Below are 21,696 nucleotides of genomic sequence, written 5' to 3'. Positions count from 1 at the left end.
GATGAACGCGATCAAATTCAAACCAAAGTGCAGCAAAATCAACGAAACTCATTGATGGCCTGCCGCTCATAACGGTCTGGTTGCAGGTTCGAGTCCTGCCGGGCCCACCAATAAATCAGCGGTGGCTTCTGATTGCCCTTTCGGCGTGTAGCAGGGCCGCCCCGCTGCTGGTCTTAAGAGCGACAGTTGCCTCCCGTACGGCTGATAAGCTCGCGACGTTCCGGTTTCAGAAGCCTGCTCGATCATTTTACCTATGGTAGCGTGGTGGCTGATAGACATCCGAACTATAAGTTCGGCCGGTGATTGCAGGGCGATGAGGATGACAAGACGAGGTCGAAACGCACTCTGTGCATGTGGGAGCGGTAAGAAGTTTATTCGTCTCAAATAATTCGGTCTCTCGTAGGGGATACGTTCAGCGTGAAATCAAGATCGCGCTCGACAAGGCTATGGAGAAGCTATCGGGCGATATCTACCTCATACCAGTACTGCTAGACGACGACGCAGTTATTCCGGAGGAACTAAAGCACATACACGTTGTTCGCGCGAGCGATCATGATTGCGTGAGTAAGATCGAAGATGCCATCAAGCATCAACTACAACAGCAAGGCTCCGATATCGCAGAAGCGCAAACTCTTGCAAATGTGCGATGGTCCCACTCCTCCTACCGAGAAAGCTGGGACGGACTCCCCGGTTACGAGACTGAATTCAAACTCGTGCAGTTCACGTCGGACAAATATCCAAAAATTGGCGAGGTGACGGACATAATCAAAGGTACGTTGCTAGAGTCAGTATCTAGCCATCGCTCTGCCAAGCTTGAACAAAATCATGACACATTCAACTTCGGTCAGGAACCACACGCCCGAACTAACACTTGGGAGGCATTTCCGAGCGAACCTAAGATTGTCGGCAAAATTATCTCCACGCGGTACAGCGTTCACTGGTACGGCGCTGGAGCAGCACATCCAAATCAGTTCTTCATCTCTTTTTGCTTCTTGCTCGATCCTCTGCTGCGCATCAGCGACTTGAGAAACGTATTTGCGAACCGAGACGAGGCCCTGAGCTTGATCCAAGCTACTGTCAGGGACCAGCTCCTGTATCCTCTACCGGATGGGGATTCAGCCTTGTCGGAAGAGTGGGTCCAAGAAGGCACGGCAGATTGGAACGCATTCGGAACATTCGTCTTTGATACGGACGGAGTGGAATTCTCGTTCGGACCGTATCAGGTCGCCCCCTACGCGGCAGGCCCGCAATTTGCGAAGGTCCCGTACCACATCTTAAAGCCCCGCTTTCTTCCGTGGTTAAGGAACGCTTTGAACCTCTTCTGAGCTAAGGGGAGCAGTCTAGTGCATTTAATTGCTCCGACCGCTTTCGCGGGTTCGAAGGCTCAAAGAAATGGCCCGTTGCCAGCGTAATATCCATGCTTCAAACCCGTTCCAGTCGCAGCGACGGTCCGACCGGGAGACTTACGGTGACAGTGCTGGAGATTGTCGCCCATCGCTTTCGACCGGGGGCGGGGAAAGCAAATCGAGCCGACAACACGGTGGCGGCGGAAAGCGAGTGAGCCCGCCGGCCATGTCGGCTTCCTTCATTTCTCGAACTTCGGTTAGGCGCCCGCGCCCCCCGATTTGACACCATCGATCACCAGCCGGCGCAGCCAGACCGCGCCGGGATCGTCGTGGCTTCGTTCGTGCCAGAGCAGGCGATAGCCGTAGGGCGTCACCTGCGCCGGCGGTTTCAGCATCACGAGGCCGAGCCGCGGCGCGAGTTGCCGGGCCGCCCGCGAGGGCATGGTCACCAGGTAGTCCGACGCGGCCGTGATCACCGCGGCCGTTGCGAAATAGGGAACACGCAGCGCGACGTGCCGCTTGTAGCCGCGCTCGGCCAATGTGGTATCGATCGGCCCGCCCTGCCCGCCGAAAATACTGACCACGATGTGCGGCCAGGCCGTGAACAGCTTGATCGGCATCACGTCCTTCGCCCCGCGCATCTCCTTGAGCAAGGGATGCCCCTGCCGGACCAGCGTCACGAAACTTTCGCGAAACAGCTCGCGCGCCCGAAACGAGCCGGCCACCGGATTATCGGCATACAGCACGAAATCGACCTGACCGTCGGCGAGCATACGAAACACATCGCGCGAGAAGCTGACGATTTCGATCGCCGCATTGGGCGCCTCGCGCGCAAAGCGGGCGGCGACATTGGGCAGGATGGCGAGCGCGCCATAATCGGTCGTCGCGATGCGAAAAACGCGGTCGGTGGCGGACGGATCGAACTTCGGCTTGTGGAGAAATGTCTCGACGCCGCCGAGCAGGGTCGCCAGCGGCTCGCGCATCGCCTCGGCACGGAGCGTCGGCATCATGCCGCTTGCCGCCTTCACCATCAGCCGGTCCCCGAACAGGCGCCGCAGCTTGGCCAGCGCACGGCTGATCGCCGGTTGGCTGCTGCCGAGACGCTCGGCGGCGCGCGTGACACTGCCGGTCTCGAGCAGCGCATGCAACACCACGAGCAGATTGAGATCGACCTTCGCCAAATCCATTGAGCGCATAATGCAATTTCTATCATGATATTTGTGGATGACGCCAGGTGGGCGTACACAGCCTGCCATCGCCGCCAGGCCGGAGGAGCCGTCATGCCATCCCATCTGAACATCAGTCGCCGCCTCCTGCTCGCCGGCAGCACGGCCGGAGCGATGACGCCGCTGCTGGGCATGCCGGCCGCGATCGCGCAAACGCCGGCGCCTCAGATCAATTCCGGCCACTACAACTTCCGGGTCGGCGAGATCAAGGCAACCGTCGTCAGCGACGGCACGCTGAGCGGCAATCCGCGCATCTACGCCTCTACCGCGCAGGCGGAGGAACTCGGCAGGACGTTGAGCGATGCGTTCCTGCCGACCGACACTTTCAGGCTCAACCTCAACACGCTTCTGCTGGAAACCGGCGGCAGGAAAATCCTGATCGAGGCCGGTGCAGCGCAAACCCTCGGCCCCGACGGCGGACATCTGTTCCGCAATCTTGCGGCGATCGGCGTAGAGCCCGAGCACATCGACGCCATCGTGATCACGCATACCCATCCCGATCACGTCGGCAACCTCAGCCGCGCCGACGGATCGAGCGCCTTTCCGAAGGCGGCCGTCTATATTCCCGAGGACGATTTCGCTTTCTTCATCCGCAGCGAGCCGGACCTGTCGCGGCTGCCGATGCCGGAAGACTTCCGGCGCGCCTTCATCGCCAACATCAAGCGCAGCGTGGCGCCGGTCGCCAAGTCCGCCGTGCTGTACCGGCCGGGCAGCGAATTATTGCCGGGCATCACGACGATCGCCGCCGGCGGCCACACGCCGGGCATGTCGGCGATCCTGGTGCATTCCGGCGCGCAAGCATTGCTGATCACGTCCGATGCCGCCTATAGCCCCCTGCTCAACATCGACAATGCCTGGCGGCCCGGCCCCGATCTCGATCCTGATACCGCCTTGCAGTCGCGCAGGCGATTGTTCGACCGGGCCGCGACGGACCGCATCCCGGTGCTCGGGTTTCATTTTCCGTTTCCGGGCATCGGCAACATCAGGAAAACGGACGGCGGCTATCGCTGGGTGGCGGCGAACTGGCGGTTCGATGGCTGAGCAAGCGCAAAGATGCCAGGGCCGTCATCCGGGGTGACACGCGCATCACGCGCCGTGCTCCTTTGCCTCTCACCCCTCCACCCGCCACAGCCTCCACCTTTCCGGCACGCCCTTGAGCCGGTGCACGCCGTGATCCCTCAGGCTGATCGCGGACTGCGCCGTCACCAGCTCCTTCACGGCGCTCGACACCAGCACCTCGCCTGCGCGCGCCTTTGCGGCGACGCGGGTGCCGATGTGGAAGGCGAGGCCGACCATTTCGCCGCCGCTGATGGTGTATTCGCCGGCGTGCAGGCCGACCCGGATCTCGAGGCCGAGCGTGCGCATGGCCTTCTGGATCGCGGTCGCGCAGGCGATGCCGGCGGCGGGCTTTTTGAAGGTCGCGAGCACGCCGTCGCCGGTGGTCACGACCTCCTTGCCGCCGCACGTCTTCAGCTCCTTGCGGACGGCGGCATAGTAGTGGCCCATCACCTTGGTCCAGCGGGCATCGCCGAGCTTGGCGGCCTTCGCGGTGGAGCCGACGATGTCAACGATCAGGATGGTGGCGAGCGCCTGCTTGGGCTCGGTGCCGCGTACGGCCGAGGGAAGCCGGTTGGCGATGGGTCCGGTCAGCGGCTCATAGCGATGATTGCGGCGCCGCGCGATCGCGGCCTTGGTGTAGTCCTGCGCGCGCTGCGCGCTGCCGCAACGAACCGTCTTCTCCTGCGGCAGACGCGACCAGTAGACCTTGCGGCCGGCTCCGGCGCCATGCACCTCCACCGCGCCCCACTTCAGGAAGACCGCCGAGCCAACGCGCCTGACACACCACGCCTTCGACGTGTACCCGGAGACGTTCGACTGATGGACACCGATGCGAAGGAATTTCGGCATGAATGTGCGGCCAAAGACCGTTTGCGTAGCTTTCCCAAAAGCTAGTCGCACAATCTGGCGTTGGCAACCGGACTCCCAGTCCGCCCCTCCGCACGGGGCAGCAGTTTCAGCGGGCACCGATGCGCTTGGCCTCCCCCTGAGAAGATGCCATTGCGATTGCCCTGCACTGCGCTCCCCAGGCTGGCAACCTAAATTCCTCTGCCGCCCTGCTTGCCGATCGTGCAGCGCCACCCGGCCAGGCGTTCGGCCGGATGCTGCTCCATCCATGCGGCGAGTTGCGGCGCGCCGATCAGGCAGGACTGCATCGTGACGTCGGCGAAGTCCGAGGTCGTGACGATCTGTTCATGACAGTCCGTCGGAGACGAGAGGCTGCAGAGCACGGCGATGATCCTGATCATCTCACACAAGCTCCTGCGGCCAATCGTATTCGGGCCTGGCGGCCGAGCGCGCCGGTTTGGCGGCGTCGACGCTCGAGGCCTTTTCGGCGCGGCGCTGATAGTCGTCGGCCAGCAGCTTCAGGCGCGTCGCGACCACCTCGTCGGTCATGCTCATCGCCGCGCGCAGCAGGCTCTGCGCCGTTTCCATGTATTGCTTCCCTCGTCGTGACATCTGCAGGGTCATAGCATCCTCGCGCGGTTCTCTGGAGATAGGTCGAAGGCGATCGGGACACGGCCGAACCAGTCGCGGTCATCCTGGCGTCGCGTCGCGAAACGTTCGACGCACTTCTTCGAGCAGAGCGGCTTGCGCCACGCGTAATACCTGACCAGGCCGAACCGGCCGTCGCAGACGGCGCAGCGCCCGGTTCGACCATGAGGATTTCCAGAGCAGGTTGGCATTGACGTCTCCTCTCGCTGTCGCGCCTGATGTCGCCGATCACCTCTTCCGTTGCACCGGGGCTTGCCTTGCCTCCCGATGACGCGGGCGGCATTCGTCGTCTCAGCCGCCAACGATGCCAGTCTACGGGTCCTGCGCGGCGGTCTCTTTCACCAAGGCGCCCCCAATTGCGCATCCGCACGACGCGGCGGCCCGGCACATGACGGGCCGGCCAACGCCGGCCTGCCCGGCGCGGCGTCGATCGACTGGAGGAGACGCAGCGAAAAGCGTTGTGCTATCCTCCCGCGGGGGCGGCAGGAGAGAGAAACCATGGCAACGAGCGTCAAGCAAATGCTGGAAGCTGCGAACGCGGCGGTCCCGAAGATCACCTCCGACCAGGCAGCCGAGATGATCAAGAACGGCGACACGCTGGTCGTCGACGTTCGCGATGCGCCGGAAGTCGCCGCCAGCGGCAAGATCGCGGGCGCCGTGAACGTCTCGCGCGGCATGCTGGAGTTTCGCGCCGATCCGGAGTCGCCCTATCACGACAAGGCGTTCGACAAGACCAAGACCGTCATCCTCTATTGCGCGTCCGGCGGCAGATCGGCGCTGGCCGGGAAGGTGCTGAAGGATATGGGCTACGAGAAGGTCTACAACGTCGGCGGCTTCAAGGATTGGTCCGGGGCAGTCGAAAAATAGGCGGAACAGGTCGCGCGGTTCCCGTTTCCTGGCGCTTGCACATCACGGCCATGAACGATGGATCTGGGGCGCGGACCTTGGTGCCGCGCCCCGGGCGATCGGCGGCGCCTGACTTGCGCGGTCGATCGAAGCTTCATCCTCGACGCAACGATCCGCCTTCACGCGAGTTTTCCCTCCGCCGAGAACCGCGTGAGGCGTGCCATGACCAGGGATAACGAACTGAAGCCCGACGATTTCCCGATCGAAGCCGACAAGGACAAGCTGAAGACGCACAAGGGCGAGCCCGTCGCCGAGGCCGAATCGGAGCAGATTGCGGACGAGATCGCCGAGCGGCTGAACGAGCACGCGCATCGGGAAGAGCAGGATCGCTGGTCGGCGTAGCGGCAGCCGCCGCCCCGCAGGATTTGGAACGACCAGGCGTTCCCGCGCATTGGCCCGGGCCGGATCCCACTTGTTCCGGCAATGGCGGCCCCGGCATGAACCGCCCCCGGACGGCCGGGGCCGCCTGATCGCGCGCGAAAGGAGCGAACATGAAAGCGCTTGTTCTGGCAGGGCTCATTGCAGCTCTCGCGTCTCAACCTTCCGCGTTCGCCCAAGGCGGCGCGGGTGCCTCCAGATCCGGGTCGAGCATCGATGCAACCGGGACAGGCGGCGCGACGGGTGCGGGCGCATCGAGCCTCAACACGTCATCGGACGCCAACAGCGGGGGCTCGAGCGCACCGGCGAAATCAAAGACGGAGCGCCCCGGGGACAACGACACAAGGCAAAGCCAGGGCGGCCAGATGAACGCACCGGGCGCCGGCACGATGGGAACGAACCGCAAATAGGCGCGGGGCGGAAGCTCGCGCCCTCACTCCGGATACGCGAACAGATCGATCGGCTCGTTGAAGCCGCGCACCTCGTGCCGGCCGACATGCTCCAGCGCGAACTCCTTCTCCACCAGCTCGGCGAAGGCACGCGACAGCAGCACCTTCTTGCCGATCGTCTTGGTCAGCGCCTCGAGGCGGGAGGCCATGTTGACGGCCGGGCCGATGACGGTGAAGTCGAGGCGGCTGGTCGATCCGATATTGCCGTACATGACGTCGCCGACATGGACGCCGATGCCGTAGTTCAGCGGCGCGCGGCCGGTGCCTTTGTTCCGTTCATTCAGCGCGGCCATGGCCTGCCGGGCCTCGGTCACGGCATGCAGCAGGTTCGCGCAGGCGCCGGGCGCGCTGAGCGGAAAGATGGCGAGCAGCCCGTCGCCGATGAATTTCAGGATCTCGCCGCCGTGCCGCGCGATCGGCTCCGACATCGCGTCGAAATAGTCGTTGAGCAGGTCGATGACGTCGTCGCGCGGCCAGTTGTCGGAGATCTTGGTGAAATCCCTGAGGTCGCAGATCATGATCGCGGCGCGGACCGTCGTGCCGGTACCGCGCCTGGTAGCACCGGCCAGGATCAGCTCGCCGGCATGAGAGCCGACATAGGTCTCCAGCAGCGTGCGGGCCAGCCGGTTCTTGATGCGGATCTCGCTGACCAGCGCCAGCACCGGCAGCAGCTTCTTCAGACCCGCGATATGCGCATCGTCGAAGCCGCCGGGCCGGTCAGTCGCGAAGGTGACGATGTGGCGCTTGCCGAGCGTATGGTAGAGCGGCCAGCCGACGTAGTCGGTGAGGCCCTTGGCCCGCATCTCGTCATAGAGGGCGTGCTTGCGGCCGAGCGAGGGATCCTGCTCGAGCCTCTCGCGCAGCTCGGTGGCGCCGTCATGGATCTCGTGGGCGGCGCTGCCGATATATTCGGGCCGCTCGCGGACTTCATAGTCGACCAGCGCAATCTCGGCCTCGCGGCTGCCGTCGGACCACATCATGCGGGCCCCCAGCCATTGCGGGTGATTGATCAACACGTGGAGCGTCGCCCGCTTCACGGGAATGCCGTCCTGCTGGAGGCGGATGCACATCTGCGCGAAGATGTCGTCGATGAAGCGCTCGTCGCGCGTGCCGTTGGTCAGCCAGTCGATGACGCCGTCGGCAGGCGTGGGGGCATGGTTGTCTGGCGCGGTCATATTCTGCCCCTCGAGCTGCGGTCTGTTGCAAGGCAGATATCATGCTCCGGCCGGGCGGCGTCAACCTGGCCAGTTGCATGGATTGTGCGCAGCAGGCGACCGGCGCAGCCGGCGGCCTAAGCGAGCAGCCGGATCGATCCCAGCACCGCGAGGCCCGACACGAGCGCGAGCTTCGCCGGCTCCGTCAGCTCGACCTTCAGCGTGCCTTGGCCGGGAATCGTAAAATTCTCGTCATCGAGACGGATGCGGCATTCGCCGCGCGCGGCGTAGAGGAGATGCGTGCCCGCCGCGAGCGGCCGCTCGCCGGGCTCCCTGAGCGCGCGGAGATCAATCTCCGCCGCACCGCGCCGCGCCATCAGGTTCACGACCTCGACCGGGCCGGCTTCGAGCTCGGTGACGATCTCGAGCTCGCCGGTGAAGCGCACGGTCGTGAAAGGTTCACGTTCGTCGAATTCCTGCGTGGGTGACTTCAGCACGAGCCCGCGCCCACCCACGACCATCTGCAAACGGTCGATGCCGGGCATGTAGGAGAAGGGGCCGGGAGCCACGATCGGCGTGCTCGCGAAGCGCCAGAGCAGGCTGTCCCAGCTCTTCTGCGGCGCATCGGCCCGATGAGCGTCCGCAATGTCGGTGAAGATGCCGCCGCCGTTCTTCCACGGCGAGCGGGTGTAGTTTTCAGGATTGAGCAGTGTGGTTTTCATGTCCACATCATGCGCGGGATGGACCGGCTTTGCCACCGGTTTTCACTTCAGCCGCTGGAGCTCGAATTGGGTTTACGTCGCTATTTCGACGTCAATGCCGCCACGGGTCGCCAGACGTTATCAGGCGACGTCGCAGCGAGCTGCCGGCAGCGGTCGCGCATCAGCTCGGCCGGACGATCGCGGCCCCGCTGTTCCAACACCATCTCGAAATCGGCGAGCGCATCAGCAAACCGGCGTGCACGATAGGCGGCGAGGCCGCGCTCGTAATCCGCGATCCAGCCGATCGCGTCACTATCATCGGCCGTCTCGCCCGCAATCCCGATCAGCTCGTGCACGGAGATCCCCTCCTCGCGTCCGTAGACCGCGATGCTGTCGACCTCGCGCGTGATGACGACGCCGCGCGCCAGACGTTCGGTCGCCGCGCCGATCAAGATCTGAGTCCCGTAGGATTTGTTGGCGCCTTCGAGCCGGCTGGCGACGTTCACGGCATCGCCGATCACGGTGTAGTTCAGCCGCAGCTCCGAGCCGATATTGCCGACCAGCATGCGGCCGGAATTGATGCCGATGCGGATCTGGAGCGGCTGGCCGAGGTCGTCGACGAGACCCGACTGGTCGATCGCCCTCCGGCAGGCGAGCGCCGCGCGGCAGCATCGCGCGGCGTGATCGTCTTGCGGCTGCGGCGCGCCCCAGAACGCCATCACGGCGTCGCCGATGAACTTGTCGATGGTCCCGCCATTGGCGACGATGATCTCCGAAGTGATGTCGAGATAACGCGACAGCAGCGGCACCACGCGGTCGCCCAGCCGCTCGGACAGCCCGGTGAAGCCGGCAATGTCGATGAACATCACGCTGAGCTCCTGGACGCTGCCGCCGGGCCTCGCCTCGACGCCCTGGCGCAGCAAGCCGCGGACGAGATCCGCCGGGATGAACTTGCGGAAGGCCGACAATCCGGCCGCCATCTCGGCGATCGCGCCCGACAGGCTCGCGATTTCCCTGAGCCGCGACGGATGGCGGCGGACCTGCTCCAGCGCGAAGGCCTCGACATGGCGCAGCTCGCCGGCGACGCGCGACAGCGGTGCGGCGATGACTGAGCGCGCCAGCATCGCCGAGGCCAGCGCCGCGAGCACGGCGCCGATGGCAAGGCCAAGGATCAGGCGCCGCAGCGTGGTCTCGACTGGCCCGAGAAACTCGGCCTCGGGGATCACGGTCGCGAGCGACCAGCCGGGAAACGGCAGCGGCGTCAGCGCGACTTCATAGGCAGCGCCGTCCGACGTGAGCCGGCTCCGCCAGGCCTCCCTGCCACCGGCCTCGCCCGCCTTGTGGAGCGCCAGACGCGCGAGCGGCAGCAGCGCCGTGTCGCCGCGCGCCGGATGAAGCTCGTCGGCATCCTTGTCCGGCGCCGCGACGAGCTCGCCGCTGCCATCGACGATGAAGGCAGTCCCCGTGCGCCCGACCTCGAGCTGGGACAGGAAGCGCGCGAGCCTGGTGTATTCGATGACGACGGCCAGTACGCCTTGCCGCTCCTGATAGACGTCGATCGGTCCTGCAAAGGCGATCGACGGCCGCACGCCGGTCGCATGGTCCATCACCCTGAACCATTGCGGATCATCTGCGGTCAGCCCGGCCTTGAACCAGGCCTGGTCGGCGACGCGAAACGAGGTCGGCTCGAAGCGGCGGTTGGCGAACTCGATGTCGCCGGGCACCACGTCATACTCATCGACGCGGCGCTGGCCGGCATGGTCAGTCAGCGAGATCTCCATCATCTCCAGGCGGCGATCGCCGAGCTTGTGCGCAGCGAAGAAGGAGCCGTCGGGCCAGCCGAACGCGACCCAGGAAATCGTCGCCTGCGACTGCAATTGCGAGAGAAAGACGAACTCGCGCTTGTCAGCCTCGCGGGTGTCGAGCACGTTCTGGAGGAACAGCGTGCGGATCGCGGTGTGAGCGGCGCGCGCCTCGTCAACGATCGCCGAGACCTCCTTGCGCACGGCCGCCACGATCTGCTCGTTGATGGTCGAGGCGAGCTGCCGGCTGGTCGCTTCCGCCGTGCGCCACCACAACAGGCTCGACAGCGCGGCCGTCAGCAGGATTGCCGCCAGGACCAGCGCGGAGACCGCAAGGCGGATGCTGATCGTCAACCCTGCGATCGCGCGAAGCCGTCGTTCGGGATCAACCTTCATCGCTGCTTTCGCGCCTCGTTGCGAGTCACTGACATGTCTTACGCCGCCGGCGCTCGTTCGTTACGTCTGGCAGGAGCGAGCGCGCGCAGCCAATGCCCGGTGGCTACCATCTCGATAGAAGCTGGGCATTGGCTTCGAGCCGAAGCTTGCCCGCTAATCCCCGTTCGAGCGCACCGCCCGTGCGCCCGATCCAATCGCTCTCACGGATTCGTGAGCAGCCTGCCGGTAACGCAGGTGGCGAGCGGAGCGAAAAAGATCATGCGCAGCCGCCTGCCAGGCGATGCCATCTCGAACAGGAGAATCTCGATGTCTGCCAAACATGCCGTCACCTCCCTCGTCCTCGCCGGCGCGATGTCGACCGCGCTCGCGACCCTTGCCGCCGCCGGGCCACTGACGAAGGCCGAGGGCGATGCGGCCATCGCCGCCAAGAAGGAAAAGTGCTTCGGCGTCGCACTGAAGGGCCAGAACGATTGCGCGGCGGGTCCGGGCACGACCTGCCAGGGCACCTCGACCGTCGACTTCCAGGGCAACGCCTGGAAATTCGTGCAGGGCGGCACCTGCACCAGCATCGAGCTGCCGAACGGCAAGAAAGGTTCGCTCAAGCCGGTGTAACGGCCGGCGCGACATCGCCAGGACGCACGAAGGGAGCAGCACGATGAGCACGGTGACCAAGTCGACCGGACCTGCGGCCGTGCCGCTCCGCTTCGCGACGCCCATCGGCGGCGTTGCCGGGACGAGCTTCAAGCCCGAGCATCTCCCTGATATCCTCGAGGCAGGACCTCGGCGTGGCTTCTTCGAGGTCCACGCCGAGAACTACATGGGGGCCGGCGGCCCATCGCATCGTGCGCTGGAGGCGATCCGCCGCGATCATCCGCTCTCGCTGCATGGCGTCTGCATGTCGATCGGCGGGCCCGGGCCGCTCGACAAGGCGCATCTGGCGCGCTTCCGCGGCCTGGTCGCACGCTACCAGCCGGCGCTGGTCTCCGAACATCTCGCCTGGTCGACGCACGAGACCAGCTTCTTCAACGATCTGTTGCCCCTGCCCTATACCGCGGCGACGCTGGCCTGCGTTTGCGATCACATCGACCAGGTGCAGGAGGCGATCCGGCGCCCGCTGCTGCTGGAAAACCCGTCGACCTATGTCGCGTTTCGCCAGTCCTCGATGAGCGAGACCGATTTCATCCGCACCGTCGCCGAGCGCACCGGCTGCGGACTGTTGCTCGACGTCAACAACGTGTTCGTCTCCGCGACAAATCATGGCTTCTCGGCGCTTGAATATCTCGCGAACTTCCCGCTGTCGCAGGTCGGGGAAATTCATCTCGCCGGCCATGCCGAGCAGGCCGACGACGAAGGCGACCTGCTGTTGATAGACAGCCATGACGGCCCGGTCGCGGACGCCGTCTGGAAGCTCTACGAGATCGTGATCCAGCGCCGCGGCGCGGTGCCGACGCTGATCGAGTGGGACAGCAAGATACCGGACTGGCCGGTGCTGCAGGCGGAAGCCGCCGCGGCCCAGACGATCCTCGACCGTCATCAGTCCGCCATGCCGGTTGGAGACCGTCATGCCGCATGAAGCCGGCCTGTCCTTCGCCGCTTCATTCGCGCAGGCGCTGCTGGATCCGGCGCGCAGCACGCCTGCGGACTTGACCGGCCCGAACGGCAAGGCCGCCGGCCGGCGCTACGACGTCTACCGCAACAACGTCACGGTCAGCCTGATCGACGCGCTGGCCGCGATCTATCCGGCGGTGCAGCGCATCACCGGCGCCGACTTCTTCCGCGCCATGGCGCGTCCCCATGTCCGCAGCAATCCGCCGACATCGCCGCTGTTGTTCGAATACGGCCGCTACTTCCCGGAGTTCATCGCGCAGTATGAGCATGCGCAGGCCATGCCCTGGCTCCCCGACGTCGCCCGCATCGAACGCGCCTGGCTCGATGCCTATCACGCCGCCGACGCGCTTCCGCTGTCGCCGGGCCGGCTGTCGGCGGTGACGCCCGATCGTTTGGCCGATCTGGCATTCATTCCGCATCCCGCCACACGATGCCTGCGCTCTCAATATGCCGCCGTGACGATCTTTGCCGCCAACCGCGACGATGCACCGGTCACGCGCATCGATGCCTCCAGGCCGGAGGATACCCTGATCACGCGCCCCGAGTTCGACGTTGCAGTGCGCCGCCTTCCGCCCGACGGCGCGGTCTTCGCGAACCATCTGATCTCGGGTCGGCCGCTCGGCGAGGCCGCGGCGGCGGCGCTGGAAGCTTCAAGCGAATTCGACATCGCCGCGAACATCGCCGGACTGATCGAGGCCGGCGCCTTCACTTCGCTCGCCTCTGGAGACCCAACATGATCACGGACCAACACATGGCCACCGACAGCGGCCTGCCGTCGCCCGGAGCGCTCATCGATAGAGCCAATCTTCTGGTGCAGACGCTCGCGACGCCATCGCTCGTCCAGCTCGTGCTGCGCCTCGCGCTGGCCGTGCCGTTCTGGCGCTCGGGCATGCTCAAATGGGGCGGCTTCCTGAGGCTCAACGACACCGCCGTGACGCTGTTCAGCGACGAATTCATGCTGCATCTGCCGGGTGGGCCCTATCACTTTCCGGCACCGACGGTGATGGCCTTCCTGTCGGGCTCCGGCGAGATCATGTTCCCGATCCTGCTGGTGCTGGGACTAGGGACGCGATTCGCGGCGCTCGGGCTGCTGTTCATGACGCTGATCGTCGAGCTCACGGTGCCGGACGGCTGGCCGATCCACCTCACCTGGGCCGCGATGGCGCTCGGCATCATGGCCTACGGGCCGGGGCGCATTTCGCTCGATCATCTGATCTGTCGCGCGCGATCGACGGCGCGGTAGCGCGCCCGTCACATCCCGCTCAGGCCGCTATCGACCGCGAGCGTCTGCGCGGTGACGTAGACGCTTTCGTCCGAGAGGAAGAACAGCACGGCATAGGCGATCTCCCAAGCGGTGGCCTGGCGGCCGAACGGGACGTGGCCCTTGCCGCGGTTGGGGCGGCCGGCGCCGGCCTCGCGGCCGTTGGGCGTGTCGACGAGGCCGGGATAGACGAGGTTGGCGCGGATGCCGCGCCGCGACCCGAGATGGGCGATGTTGCGCATGAGGCCGCCGAGCGCGGCCTTGGAGGAATCGTACACCGCCATCTGCGAGCCGGCCTTCAGCGCGGCGATCGAGGAGATGAAGACGATGGCGCCGCCATCGTCGAATTTCGGCAGCGCGGCGCGGCAGCACAGCATGGGGCCGCGGACGTTGACGTCGTAGATTTTATTCCACTCCTCGGGGCTGACGGCATCGAGCCCGACCTTGCCGAAGGTGCCGATGTTCAGCACCATGCCGTCGAGTCCGCCCATCGCGCGATGCGCCTCCTCGATCATGCGCCGGACGTCCGCTTCGGAGGTGACGTCCGCGGCGATGGCGAAACCCTCGCCACCTTCATCGGTGATGCGCCTGACGGTCTGCTCGGCAGAGGGGCGATTGAGATCGGCGACCGCGACCTTGGCACCTTCGCGAGCGCATAAAATGCTCATGGCGCGGCCGTTGCCGATCGGGTCGGTGGCGGCGTCGAAGACGCGCTGGCCGCCGCCGACGATGAGGATGCGGCGCCCTGTCAGGCGTCCCCTGCCCGGCGCTTCGCCCAGCGATTCCGCACTCGGCGGACGAACATAACGGTCCGGCTTGCTCTCGGTCTCCGTCATCTCAGCCACCCGGCCTCTTGCCGCCGTCATAGACCTTCATGCCGGCGGCTGGATCCAGATCGGTCTCGGTGGCCTCGGTGAGGCGGGCCATCATCATGTAGAAGCCGAGCGCAACGATGGATTCGACGATCTCCTGGTCGCTGAAGTGGTTTCGCGCCGCAGCGAAGGTCGCCTCGGCTACCCGGACGTTCTCGACCACCTCGCGGCCGAACTTCAGCAGCGCACGCTCGGCCTCACCCAGCGCGGCGGCGTCGTAATCTGCGCGTTCGATCGCATCGATCTGTTCTTGCGTACAGCCGACACCGAGCGCGATCGGCACGTGCTGGCGCCATTCATAGGCGCCGCCTTCGAGCTGGGCGGCCTGCAGGATCAGCAGCTCGCGATTGACGGCCGAGAGCTTCTGCTTGTGCAGGATCGAATTGCCGAGCCGCATCGCCGGGATCATGTTGGCCTCGGCGTGGGCCATCATGCGGAAGATGTTGAGCTTGACCGGCATGCGGTCGAACGAGGCGCGGATGTCGCCGCTCGTCGTCTCCGGATCAATCAGGGGCAACCTTGCCACGCGTTTCTCCCTTGGGCTTTCGTTTCTTGTTGTCGCCGTCATTCCCTGCCGCGATCAGCGACAGGAAGAACGCGAGATAGCGGTCGATCGCCTCGATCACCTTCGCCCGCGGCGAGGGCGCAGCGCCCATCACGTAATGTTCGAGACGAATGTAGATCAGCCCGGCGGCGAACAGCCGCGCGGTCTCGCGCGGATCAGTCGTCGAGATCAGGCCGGCGAGCGCAAAGCCACGGAAGTAGTCCGTCATCAGGCTCTGCTCGCGCGCGTAGAAATGGTCGGCGAACTTGGCACGGATGCCGGGCACGCGATTTCGTTCGGCAGTGATGACCTTCTGGAACTGGTGCTCGCGCGGATCGGACCATTGCTCGACGAGGTCGAGCGCGAACTGCCGGCAGAACGCGGCGGGCTGGCGCGCGAGCTGCCTGTAGCGCGGCTCCTCCAGCCGGCTCGCGGAGCTGGCCGGGCCGTGCTCGGCGACGATCGCCTCCAGGATCGCGGCCTTGCCGGGGAAATGATTGTAGAGGCTGCTCTCGCGGATGCCGACGCGGCGCGCCAGCTCGCGCATCGAGGCGCCGCCATAGCCGCTCTGCGCGAACAGGTGGAGCGCCTCGGTGAGGATGCGCTCGCGGGTCGTGGGCGCAGCCGCTTCCGCCGCGCTGGAGGTGTGGACAGCCATGCGGCTTGACTAACGAACGATCGTTCGTTAGTCAACCGTACGAACGATCGTTCGTTTTGCCAGTCTGGCGGCAACGGTCGCGGCCCGCAAGATCGCTGTCGGGCACTGTTCTCGCGTTTCAACTCCGCTCCATCGAGAGGCGGAGAGCAATTTTGGGAGACGACGTCATGGCGCGCCTTGCCCGCCCTCGGCTTTATGCGGCCTGCATCCTGTTGCCGCTGCTCGCAGCAAGCACTGCCCAGGCCCAAAGCGGGAAATACGATCCCGGCGCCGACGACAAGACCATCAAGATCGGTACCACCGCGCCGCTGAGCGGCCCGGTGTCGGCCTTCGCGCAGATCGCGAAATCGGCGGAAGCCTATTTCCGCAAAGTGAATGACGAGGGCGGCGTCAACGGCCGCCGCATCCAGATGATCATTGCCGACGATGCCTACAGCCCGCCCAAGACGGTGGAGCAGACCCGGCGGCTGGTCGAGAGCGAGGAAGTGCTTTTGATCTTCGGCGGCGTCGGCACGCCGACCAACAGCGCCGTGCACAAATATCTCAACGAGCGCAAGGTGCCGCAGCTCTTCCTCGGCTCCGGCGCCGCCAAGTGGGACGACCCGAAGAATTTCCCGTGGACCGTCGGCTGGCAGCCGACCTATCGCGACGAGGCGATCGCCTACGCCAAGTACATCAAGGCGAGCCACGCCAATGCCAAGGTCGGCGTGCTCTACCAGAACGACGATCTCGGCAAGGATTATCTGAAGGCGCTGGAGGAAGGGCTCGGCAGCGGCGAGGCGATCGTCGCGCGGGCGGCTTACGAGACCTCGGCCCCGACCGTCGACACCCAGATCCTGCAATTGAAGACCGCGGGCGCGGATGTCGTCCTCGTCGCGGCGACGCCGAAATTCGCGGCGCAGGCGATCCGCAAGATCGGCGAGATCGGCTGGAAGCCCGTGATCATCATCTCGAACGTCTCGGCCTCGATCAGCGGCGTGCTGGAGCCGGCCGGCAAGGATAATTCCACCGGCGTCATCTCCAGCCAATACCTGAAGGACGCGACCGACCCCGCGCTGAAGGACGATGCCGGCTACAAGGAGTGGCTGGCCTTCATGGACAAGTACATGCCGGACGCCAACAAGAGCGACTGGCTCAACGTCTACGGCTACACCATCGCGCAGACGCTGGTGACCGTGCTGAAGGCATCAGGCAACGACCTCACCCGCGCCAGCGTCATGAAGCAGGCGACCACCATGAAAGACGTGCGCCTGCCGATGCTGATCAACGGCACCGCCGTGAGCAATTCGCCCGAGCGCGTCACGCCGATGACGAGCCTTCAATTGATCCGCTTCGACGGCACGCGCTGGGTGCCGTTCGGTGACCTCCTGAAGAACTGATCATGCGGGGGTTGCGGATCGGCAGCATGCGGGTCGATCTCGTCAGCGAGATTCCTGCGCTCGCGTTCGACAAGAGCTGGCTGTTCGCCAACGTCACCGACGATGTGATCGCGGAGAACCGGAGTTGGCTCGACCACCGCTATATCGAGCCGGAGACCGGCCGATTCATCCTCAGTCACCATTCCTACCTGGTGCGCACGCCGCGCTGGACCGCGGTCGTCGACACCTGCTGCGGCAATCACAAACCGCGGCCGCGCGTGCCGGCGTGGAACAACCTGGACCAGCCCTATCTCGAAAACTTGCAGGCGCTGGGCGTTGCCCCCGAGCAGGTCGACTTCGTGATGTGCACGCACCTGCATGTCGACCACGTCGGCTGGAACACGTGCCTCGTGGACGGGCGCTGGGTGCCGACCTTCCCCAACGCGCGCTATCTGATGGGGCGGGACGAGTACCGCCATTTCGAGGTCGCGCACAATGCTGCGCCGAAGACCCCGGTGAACCACGGCTCGTTCGCGGATTCCGTGCTGCCGGTGGTCGCGGCCGGCCTCGCCGAACTCGTCGAGACCGACCACCGCCTGTTCAGCGATCGCGACGCGGCCCTGCGCTTCGCGCCGGCGCCCGGCCACACCGCCGGCAACATGCAGATCCACCTCAACGGCGGCCACGATCATGCGGTGATGTCCGGCGACGTCATCCATCATCCGATCCAGTGCGCCGCGCCGTGGCTGTCGAATGCCGCCGACGTCGATCCGGCTGCGGCACTCGCAACGCGGATGGCGCTGCTGGAGGAGCTCGCGGACACGCCGAGCTACCTGCTCACCGGCCATTTCCCGGCGCCGACTGCGGGCCGCGTGATCCGGCACGGCGAGACCTACCGATTTCGTTTCGAGGATTAGGGACAAACGCCATGAAGTTCAGGACCGTCACGCTCTCATTGTTCGCATTGCTGTCGGCGGGATTGCCGGCAGGCGCCGAGGACCCTGCCGCCTACCCCACCCGCAAGATCAAGATGCTGCTGCCCTATGCGGCCGGCGGCGGCGGCGACGTGGTCGGCCGGCTGCTTGCGGACAGGATGAGCAAGACGCTCGGACAGAGCATCTATATCGAGAACCACACCGGCGCGGCCGGCACGCTTGGCACGCAGATGGTCGCGACATCTCCGAATGACGGCTACACCATCACCGTCGGCGGCATGACCACGCATGTGCTTGCCCCCGCGATCTATCCAAAACTGCCCTACGATCCGATCAAGGATTTCACGACCATCGGCCGCGTCGGCACCTCCTCGATCATGCTGGTCGCGACCAGGAACTTTGCCGCCAATGACATCAGGGGCCTGGTCGCGCTGGCCAGGAAGGGCGAGCCGATCCAGTACGGCAGCTGGGGCGTCGGCTCGACCGGTCAATTCTGCGCGGAGATCCTGATGCAGCAGGCCGGCATCAAGATGGACCATGTGCCGTTCAACGGCATCGCAAAATTGGCCGGCGATCTGCTCGGCGGCCACATCTCGCTCGCGACGCTCGACGTCGCCACGGCGACGCCGCTGGTGAAGGACGGATCGATCAAGGCGCTCGCCGCCTGCGGCGAACGTTCGCCGAGCCTGCCGGATGTCGCCAGCTACAAGGAACAGGGCGTGCCGTTCGACCGCAGCCTGTCCTGGGCGATGTATGCGCCGGCGGGGCTCGCTCCGCCGACCGCGCAAAAGCTGTCGGCAGCCCTGAAGGAGGCGCTCGGCGACGAGGTGGTGAAGCAGAAACTTCTGGGCCTCGGCATCACGCCCCAATTTGTCCCCGGCGACGAGCAGCGCGACATCAATGCCCGCGACATCACGGCCTGGAAGCAGGTTGCCAAGGATGCCGGGATCGAGGTCAAGTGAGCGGCTGGGCTATCACGTACGAAGAAGACGTGGCGGGCAGCTTGCCTGCAGCCCATCCTTCGAGACGCCAGCCTGCGGCGGGCCCTCAGGATGAGGTCACGTCTTGCGGCAAGATTTCAGACCCTCATGGTGAGGAGCCCGCCAAAGCGGGCGTCTCGAACCACGCCGCGCTCATACGGCAGCCCCCGCTGGTTGTATGCGATAGCGGTGACCTGATTGAGAGCAGAAAAGGAGCGCGGGCATGAGCCGCATCTTCGGCGCGGTGCGCCAGAACGGATATGTGGTGCGGGACATCCACGCCGCGATGACACACTGGATCGAGGTGATGGGCGTCGGACCCTGGTACTACATGGACCGCGTCAAGACCGACTGGTTCCGGCATCGCGGCCAGGATTCCGCCGTCGAGATGAGCATTGCGCTGGCCAATTCCGGCGATCTCCAGATCGAGCTGATCCAGCAGCGCAACGACGCGCCCTCGCTCTACAAGGAGTTTCTCGACGCCGGCCACGAAGGCCTTCAGCACATGTCGTACTGGAGCCACGACTATCAGGCGCTCTACGACAGGGCGCTCGGGCTCGGCTACAGGATCGGCCATGAGGGCCAGATCGGCGGCGACAAGGGGCGCTTTGCCTATTTCGACACACAGGCCCATCCGGGCACCGTGATCGAGATCTCCGATATCAGCGGCACCAAGGGACCGTTCTTCGAGAAGGTCCGGCAGGCCGCGATGAGCTGGGACGGCACGCGGCCGATCCGGGAGGTCGGCGGGAGCCGATCGTAGGACCGATCACCGGCTTGGTCGGCGTCGTTCGAAGCGCGCAAGACGACGTAAGGACCGAGGCCAAATCATGCTAATCTGAAGCCGTGTCCGAACCTTCAGGGAGGCAAGCATGCCCGACACCGACAAGGTTTTCGCCGGCTCGATCCCCAGACTCTACGACGAATATCTGGTGCCGATGATCTTCGCCGTTTACGCCGAGGACATCGCAAGACGGATCGCTGCGCTCTCGCCCTCCGTGCTGCTGGAGATCGCGGCAGGCACCGGCGCGGTGACACGCGCCGTGGCGGCGGCGTTGCCGGGCAGCATCCGCTACGTTGCGACCGATCTGAACGAGCCGATGCTGGCTGTTGCCGCACAGCGCCAGGCGGGAGATAATCGCATCACCTGGCGCCAGGCGGACGGAATGGCCCTGCCCTTCGACGATGCCGAGTTCGACGTGGTCTGCTGCCAGTTCGGCGCGATGTTCTTTCCGGACCGGATCAAGGCTTACGGAGAGGTGAAGCGAGTCCTGAAGGCGGACGGCACGTTCGTCTTCAACGTATGGGATCGCATCGAGGACAATGTGCTCACGCGGGAAGCGATGGTCGCGCTCGAAAAGCTGTTTCCCGACGATCCGCCCCGTTTCATGATCCGGACGCCGCACGGCTATTGCGACAAGACCGTCATCAGAGGCGACCTCGAACGGGCGGGCTTCCATGACATATCGATCGAAACCCGATCTGAGATCAGCCGCGCGCCGTCGGCCGAATATGTCGCCACCGCGCTCTGCCAGGGCACACCGCTGCGCAGCGAGATCGAGGCAAAGGATGCGAGCAAGCTTCAGGCTGCAACTGATATCGTTGCCGAGGCGATCCGGGCGAACCATGGCTCTGGACCGGTCGAGGGCAAGATCCAGGCTATCGTGATCGAGGCGCGCGGGTAATTTGCGCGGAGCGTAATCCACTGCGCCACCGGCTTCGCCTTCAAGACCAACGGCGCATGCATCCGGCCGGCAGGCGCAGACCTGCGGCCTCCCGATCACCGCCATAACAAAATCTCGCAGTCCCTAACACCGGGCGGTCCGATCGGCGCCGGGCGGCGGTCTGCGCGTTATCCGCGCGCTTTCCACGGCTCCTCGGAAGCTAACGACCTATAACAACCCATAACGAGCAATTTCCGGCGGCTCGCGCCAATCTGGTCGCAGGACGAGCGGCCAGCCGCCCCTGCGAGCACATTGGGCAGCGTTGGGACACGGAGCCGTGACGCCTCGAGCCTGCAACCCATGAGGAGTTCCGGAGATGACCGATAACCAGATCGTCGATTCAAGTTTCACCGCCATCATCAACGCACCGATCGACCGGATCGACATCGCCGAATGGTGCTTCAACCTGCCGGAACGCGAATATCAGGGTTGCTCGCCCGCGCACATCGCCGCGGGCTTCACGACGGCGCCGGATGGCAAGCGGATGTCCATCAATGTCGAGATCATCGGCGGCAGCCTCATGGTGCAGCACTATGTCGAGACGCTGGGCGAGAAGGACCATCTGATCCTCGATTCCACCTCCGACGTGTTCACGCCCAATGGACGCACCACCATTCATGTGACCTGGGAATTGAGCGTGAAGGAGATCGAGCCCGGCAAGTGCGAGTTCACCAACCGCGTCAGGTCGTACGCGACGGACGAGTTCATGGCGTTCATCGGCAAGCAGGGCATTCCGTTCGACCTGTTCCGCGCCCAGCGCCAGCCCGCCTCGATCGCCCACAATCAGGGCGAAACACCATTGTTCGCTGCAAGCATCGAGCGCGCGGCCCTGGCGAACGCCTGAC

General features: G+C 65.0%; 25 protein-coding genes. 15 read left to right on the top strand and 10 right to left on the bottom strand.

The window, feature by feature from the left end; translation table 11 throughout:
• The first annotated feature begins 253 nt into the window (after positions 1–253).
• Positions 254–388: an SEC-C metal-binding domain-containing protein gene (locus XH96_RS39790; RefSeq protein ID WP_194392006.1), complete on the top strand. Its 135-nt coding sequence runs from the start codon at positions 254–256 to the stop codon at positions 386–388.
• A gap of 58 nt (positions 389–446) precedes the next feature.
• Positions 447–1,325, top strand: coding sequence for an RsiV family protein (locus XH96_RS08010; protein WP_194392005.1), 879 nt, complete (start codon positions 447–449; stop codon positions 1,323–1,325).
• 278 nt (positions 1,326–1,603) lie between these two features.
• Here XH96_RS08010 and XH96_RS08005 read toward each other — a convergent pair whose 3' ends face one another.
• A complete protein-coding gene (locus XH96_RS08005) occupies positions 1,604–2,533 on the bottom strand; it encodes a LysR family transcriptional regulator (protein WP_210337861.1) in 930 nt (309 codons plus the stop codon).
• 93 nt (positions 2,534–2,626) lie between these two features.
• On the opposite strand from XH96_RS08005, the gene XH96_RS08000 reads away from it, so the two are divergent.
• Positions 2,627–3,613 carry an MBL fold metallo-hydrolase gene (locus XH96_RS08000; protein ID WP_194392001.1) on the top strand — a complete coding sequence of 329 codons (987 nt, stop codon included), beginning with the start codon at positions 2,627–2,629 and terminating at the stop codon, positions 3,611–3,613.
• A 69-nt stretch (positions 3,614–3,682) separates the two neighbouring features.
• On the opposite strand, the gene XH96_RS07995 is transcribed toward XH96_RS08000, so the two are convergent.
• The 3 genes from XH96_RS07995 to XH96_RS07985 all read right to left on the bottom strand — a co-directional run bounded on the left by XH96_RS07995 (position 3,683) and on the right by XH96_RS07985 (position 5,065).
• Complete coding sequence (locus XH96_RS07995; RefSeq protein WP_194391999.1) at positions 3,683–4,480, bottom strand: adenylate/guanylate cyclase domain-containing protein; 798 nt, start codon at positions 4,478–4,480, stop codon at positions 3,683–3,685.
• A 188-nt stretch (positions 4,481–4,668) separates the two neighbouring features.
• Positions 4,669–4,878: a hypothetical protein gene (locus XH96_RS07990; protein ID WP_194391997.1), complete on the bottom strand. Its 210-nt coding sequence runs from the start codon at positions 4,876–4,878 to the stop codon at positions 4,669–4,671.
• A gap of 1 nt (position 4,879) precedes the next feature.
• Complete coding sequence (locus XH96_RS07985) at positions 4,880–5,065, bottom strand: hypothetical protein (protein ID WP_246789999.1); 186 nt, start codon at positions 5,063–5,065, stop codon at positions 4,880–4,882.
• Between the two features lie 558 nt (positions 5,066–5,623).
• On the opposite strand from XH96_RS07985, the gene XH96_RS07980 reads away from it, so the two are divergent.
• Positions 5,624–5,992 (top strand): rhodanese-like domain-containing protein, encoded by a 369-nt coding sequence (locus tag XH96_RS07980; RefSeq protein ID WP_194391993.1) that lies wholly within the window; start codon positions 5,624–5,626, stop codon positions 5,990–5,992.
• A 201-nt stretch (positions 5,993–6,193) separates the two neighbouring features.
• On the top strand, positions 6,194–6,373 hold the full coding sequence (locus XH96_RS07975) for a hypothetical protein (protein ID WP_131874606.1): 180 nt from the start codon (positions 6,194–6,196) through the stop codon (positions 6,371–6,373).
• A gap of 469 nt (positions 6,374–6,842) precedes the next feature.
• Here XH96_RS07975 and XH96_RS07970 read toward each other — a convergent pair whose 3' ends face one another.
• The 3 genes from XH96_RS07970 to XH96_RS07960 all read right to left on the bottom strand — a co-directional run bounded on the left by XH96_RS07970 (position 6,843) and on the right by XH96_RS07960 (position 10,911).
• Positions 6,843–8,033 (bottom strand): adenylate/guanylate cyclase domain-containing protein, encoded by a 1,191-nt coding sequence (locus tag XH96_RS07970; protein WP_194391991.1) that lies wholly within the window; start codon positions 8,031–8,033, stop codon positions 6,843–6,845.
• A gap of 116 nt (positions 8,034–8,149) precedes the next feature.
• The gene (locus XH96_RS07965) at positions 8,150–8,734 is read right to left on the bottom strand and encodes a HutD family protein (RefSeq protein WP_194391990.1); all 585 of its coding nucleotides are present in this window, start codon (positions 8,732–8,734) and stop codon (positions 8,150–8,152) included.
• 80 nt (positions 8,735–8,814) lie between these two features.
• Positions 8,815–10,911: an adenylate/guanylate cyclase domain-containing protein gene (locus XH96_RS07960; RefSeq protein WP_194391988.1), complete on the bottom strand. Its 2,097-nt coding sequence runs from the start codon at positions 10,909–10,911 to the stop codon at positions 8,815–8,817.
• A gap of 306 nt (positions 10,912–11,217) precedes the next feature.
• Here XH96_RS07960 and XH96_RS07955 point away from each other — a divergent pair, with 306 nt between their 5' ends.
• From XH96_RS07955 to XH96_RS07940, 4 genes are read left to right on the top strand one after another with little or no spacing between them, the layout of a single operon-like run.
• Positions 11,218–11,523 (top strand): DUF2282 domain-containing protein, encoded by a 306-nt coding sequence (locus XH96_RS07955; protein ID WP_194391986.1) that lies wholly within the window; start codon positions 11,218–11,220, stop codon positions 11,521–11,523.
• A 43-nt stretch (positions 11,524–11,566) separates the two neighbouring features.
• Entirely contained in the window at positions 11,567–12,484 is a 918-nt protein-coding gene (locus tag XH96_RS07950) for a DUF692 domain-containing protein (protein WP_194391984.1), read from the top strand.
• Positions 12,474–13,256 (top strand): DNA-binding domain-containing protein, encoded by a 783-nt coding sequence (locus XH96_RS07945; RefSeq protein ID WP_194391983.1) that lies wholly within the window; start codon positions 12,474–12,476, stop codon positions 13,254–13,256. Before XH96_RS07950 ends, XH96_RS07945 begins: the two co-directional genes overlap by 11 nt.
• Positions 13,253–13,762, top strand: a complete 510-nt coding sequence (locus XH96_RS07940; RefSeq protein WP_194391981.1) for a DoxX family protein — start codon at positions 13,253–13,255, stop codon at positions 13,760–13,762. Before XH96_RS07945 ends, XH96_RS07940 begins: the two co-directional genes overlap by 4 nt.
• Before the next feature lie 8 nt (positions 13,763–13,770).
• Here the strand turns inward: XH96_RS07940 and XH96_RS07935 are convergent, their stop codons facing one another.
• The 3 genes from XH96_RS07935 to XH96_RS07925 are packed head-to-tail and all read right to left on the bottom strand — an operon-like array spanning position 13,771 to position 15,854.
• Positions 13,771–14,616, bottom strand: a complete 846-nt coding sequence (locus XH96_RS07935; RefSeq protein ID WP_194394068.1) for an SDR family NAD(P)-dependent oxidoreductase — start codon at positions 14,614–14,616, stop codon at positions 13,771–13,773.
• Position 14,617: 1 nt separating this feature from the next.
• Positions 14,618–15,178 carry a carboxymuconolactone decarboxylase family protein gene (locus XH96_RS07930; protein ID WP_194391979.1) on the bottom strand — a complete coding sequence of 187 codons (561 nt, stop codon included), beginning with the start codon at positions 15,176–15,178 and terminating at the stop codon, positions 14,618–14,620.
• Positions 15,156–15,854 (bottom strand): TetR/AcrR family transcriptional regulator, encoded by a 699-nt coding sequence (locus XH96_RS07925; RefSeq protein ID WP_194391977.1) that lies wholly within the window; start codon positions 15,852–15,854, stop codon positions 15,156–15,158. Before XH96_RS07925 ends, XH96_RS07930 begins: the two co-directional genes overlap by 23 nt.
• Positions 15,855–16,021: 167 nt before the next feature.
• Here XH96_RS07925 and XH96_RS07920 point away from each other — a divergent pair, with 167 nt between their 5' ends.
• From XH96_RS07920 to XH96_RS07895, 6 genes are all read left to right on the top strand, one after another.
• Positions 16,022–17,233, top strand: a complete 1,212-nt coding sequence (locus tag XH96_RS07920) for an ABC transporter substrate-binding protein (RefSeq protein WP_194391975.1) — start codon at positions 16,022–16,024, stop codon at positions 17,231–17,233.
• A 2-nt stretch (positions 17,234–17,235) separates the two neighbouring features.
• Positions 17,236–18,129 carry an MBL fold metallo-hydrolase gene (locus XH96_RS07915; protein ID WP_194391973.1) on the top strand — a complete coding sequence of 298 codons (894 nt, stop codon included), beginning with the start codon at positions 17,236–17,238 and terminating at the stop codon, positions 18,127–18,129.
• A gap of 11 nt (positions 18,130–18,140) precedes the next feature.
• Positions 18,141–19,109, top strand: a complete 969-nt coding sequence (locus tag XH96_RS07910; RefSeq protein ID WP_194391972.1) for a tripartite tricarboxylate transporter substrate binding protein — start codon at positions 18,141–18,143, stop codon at positions 19,107–19,109.
• Between the two features lie 241 nt (positions 19,110–19,350).
• Positions 19,351–19,890, top strand: coding sequence for a VOC family protein (locus XH96_RS07905; RefSeq protein WP_194391970.1), 540 nt, complete (start codon positions 19,351–19,353; stop codon positions 19,888–19,890).
• Positions 19,891–19,999: 109 nt separating this feature from the next.
• Entirely contained in the window at positions 20,000–20,812 is an 813-nt protein-coding gene (locus XH96_RS07900) for a class I SAM-dependent methyltransferase (RefSeq protein WP_194391969.1), read from the top strand.
• Positions 20,813–21,167: 355 nt separating this feature from the next.
• Entirely contained in the window at positions 21,168–21,695 is a 528-nt protein-coding gene (locus tag XH96_RS07895) for a hypothetical protein (protein WP_194391967.1), read from the top strand.
• Position 21,696 lies beyond the last annotated feature (1 nt).

The organism is Bradyrhizobium sp. CCBAU 51765 (assembly GCF_015291725.1).
Classification (GTDB): domain Bacteria; phylum Pseudomonadota; class Alphaproteobacteria; order Rhizobiales; family Xanthobacteraceae; genus Bradyrhizobium; species Bradyrhizobium liaoningense.
The sequence above is the reverse complement of the archived record's forward strand: the minus strand, read 5'-3'. Positions and strand labels throughout refer to the sequence as shown.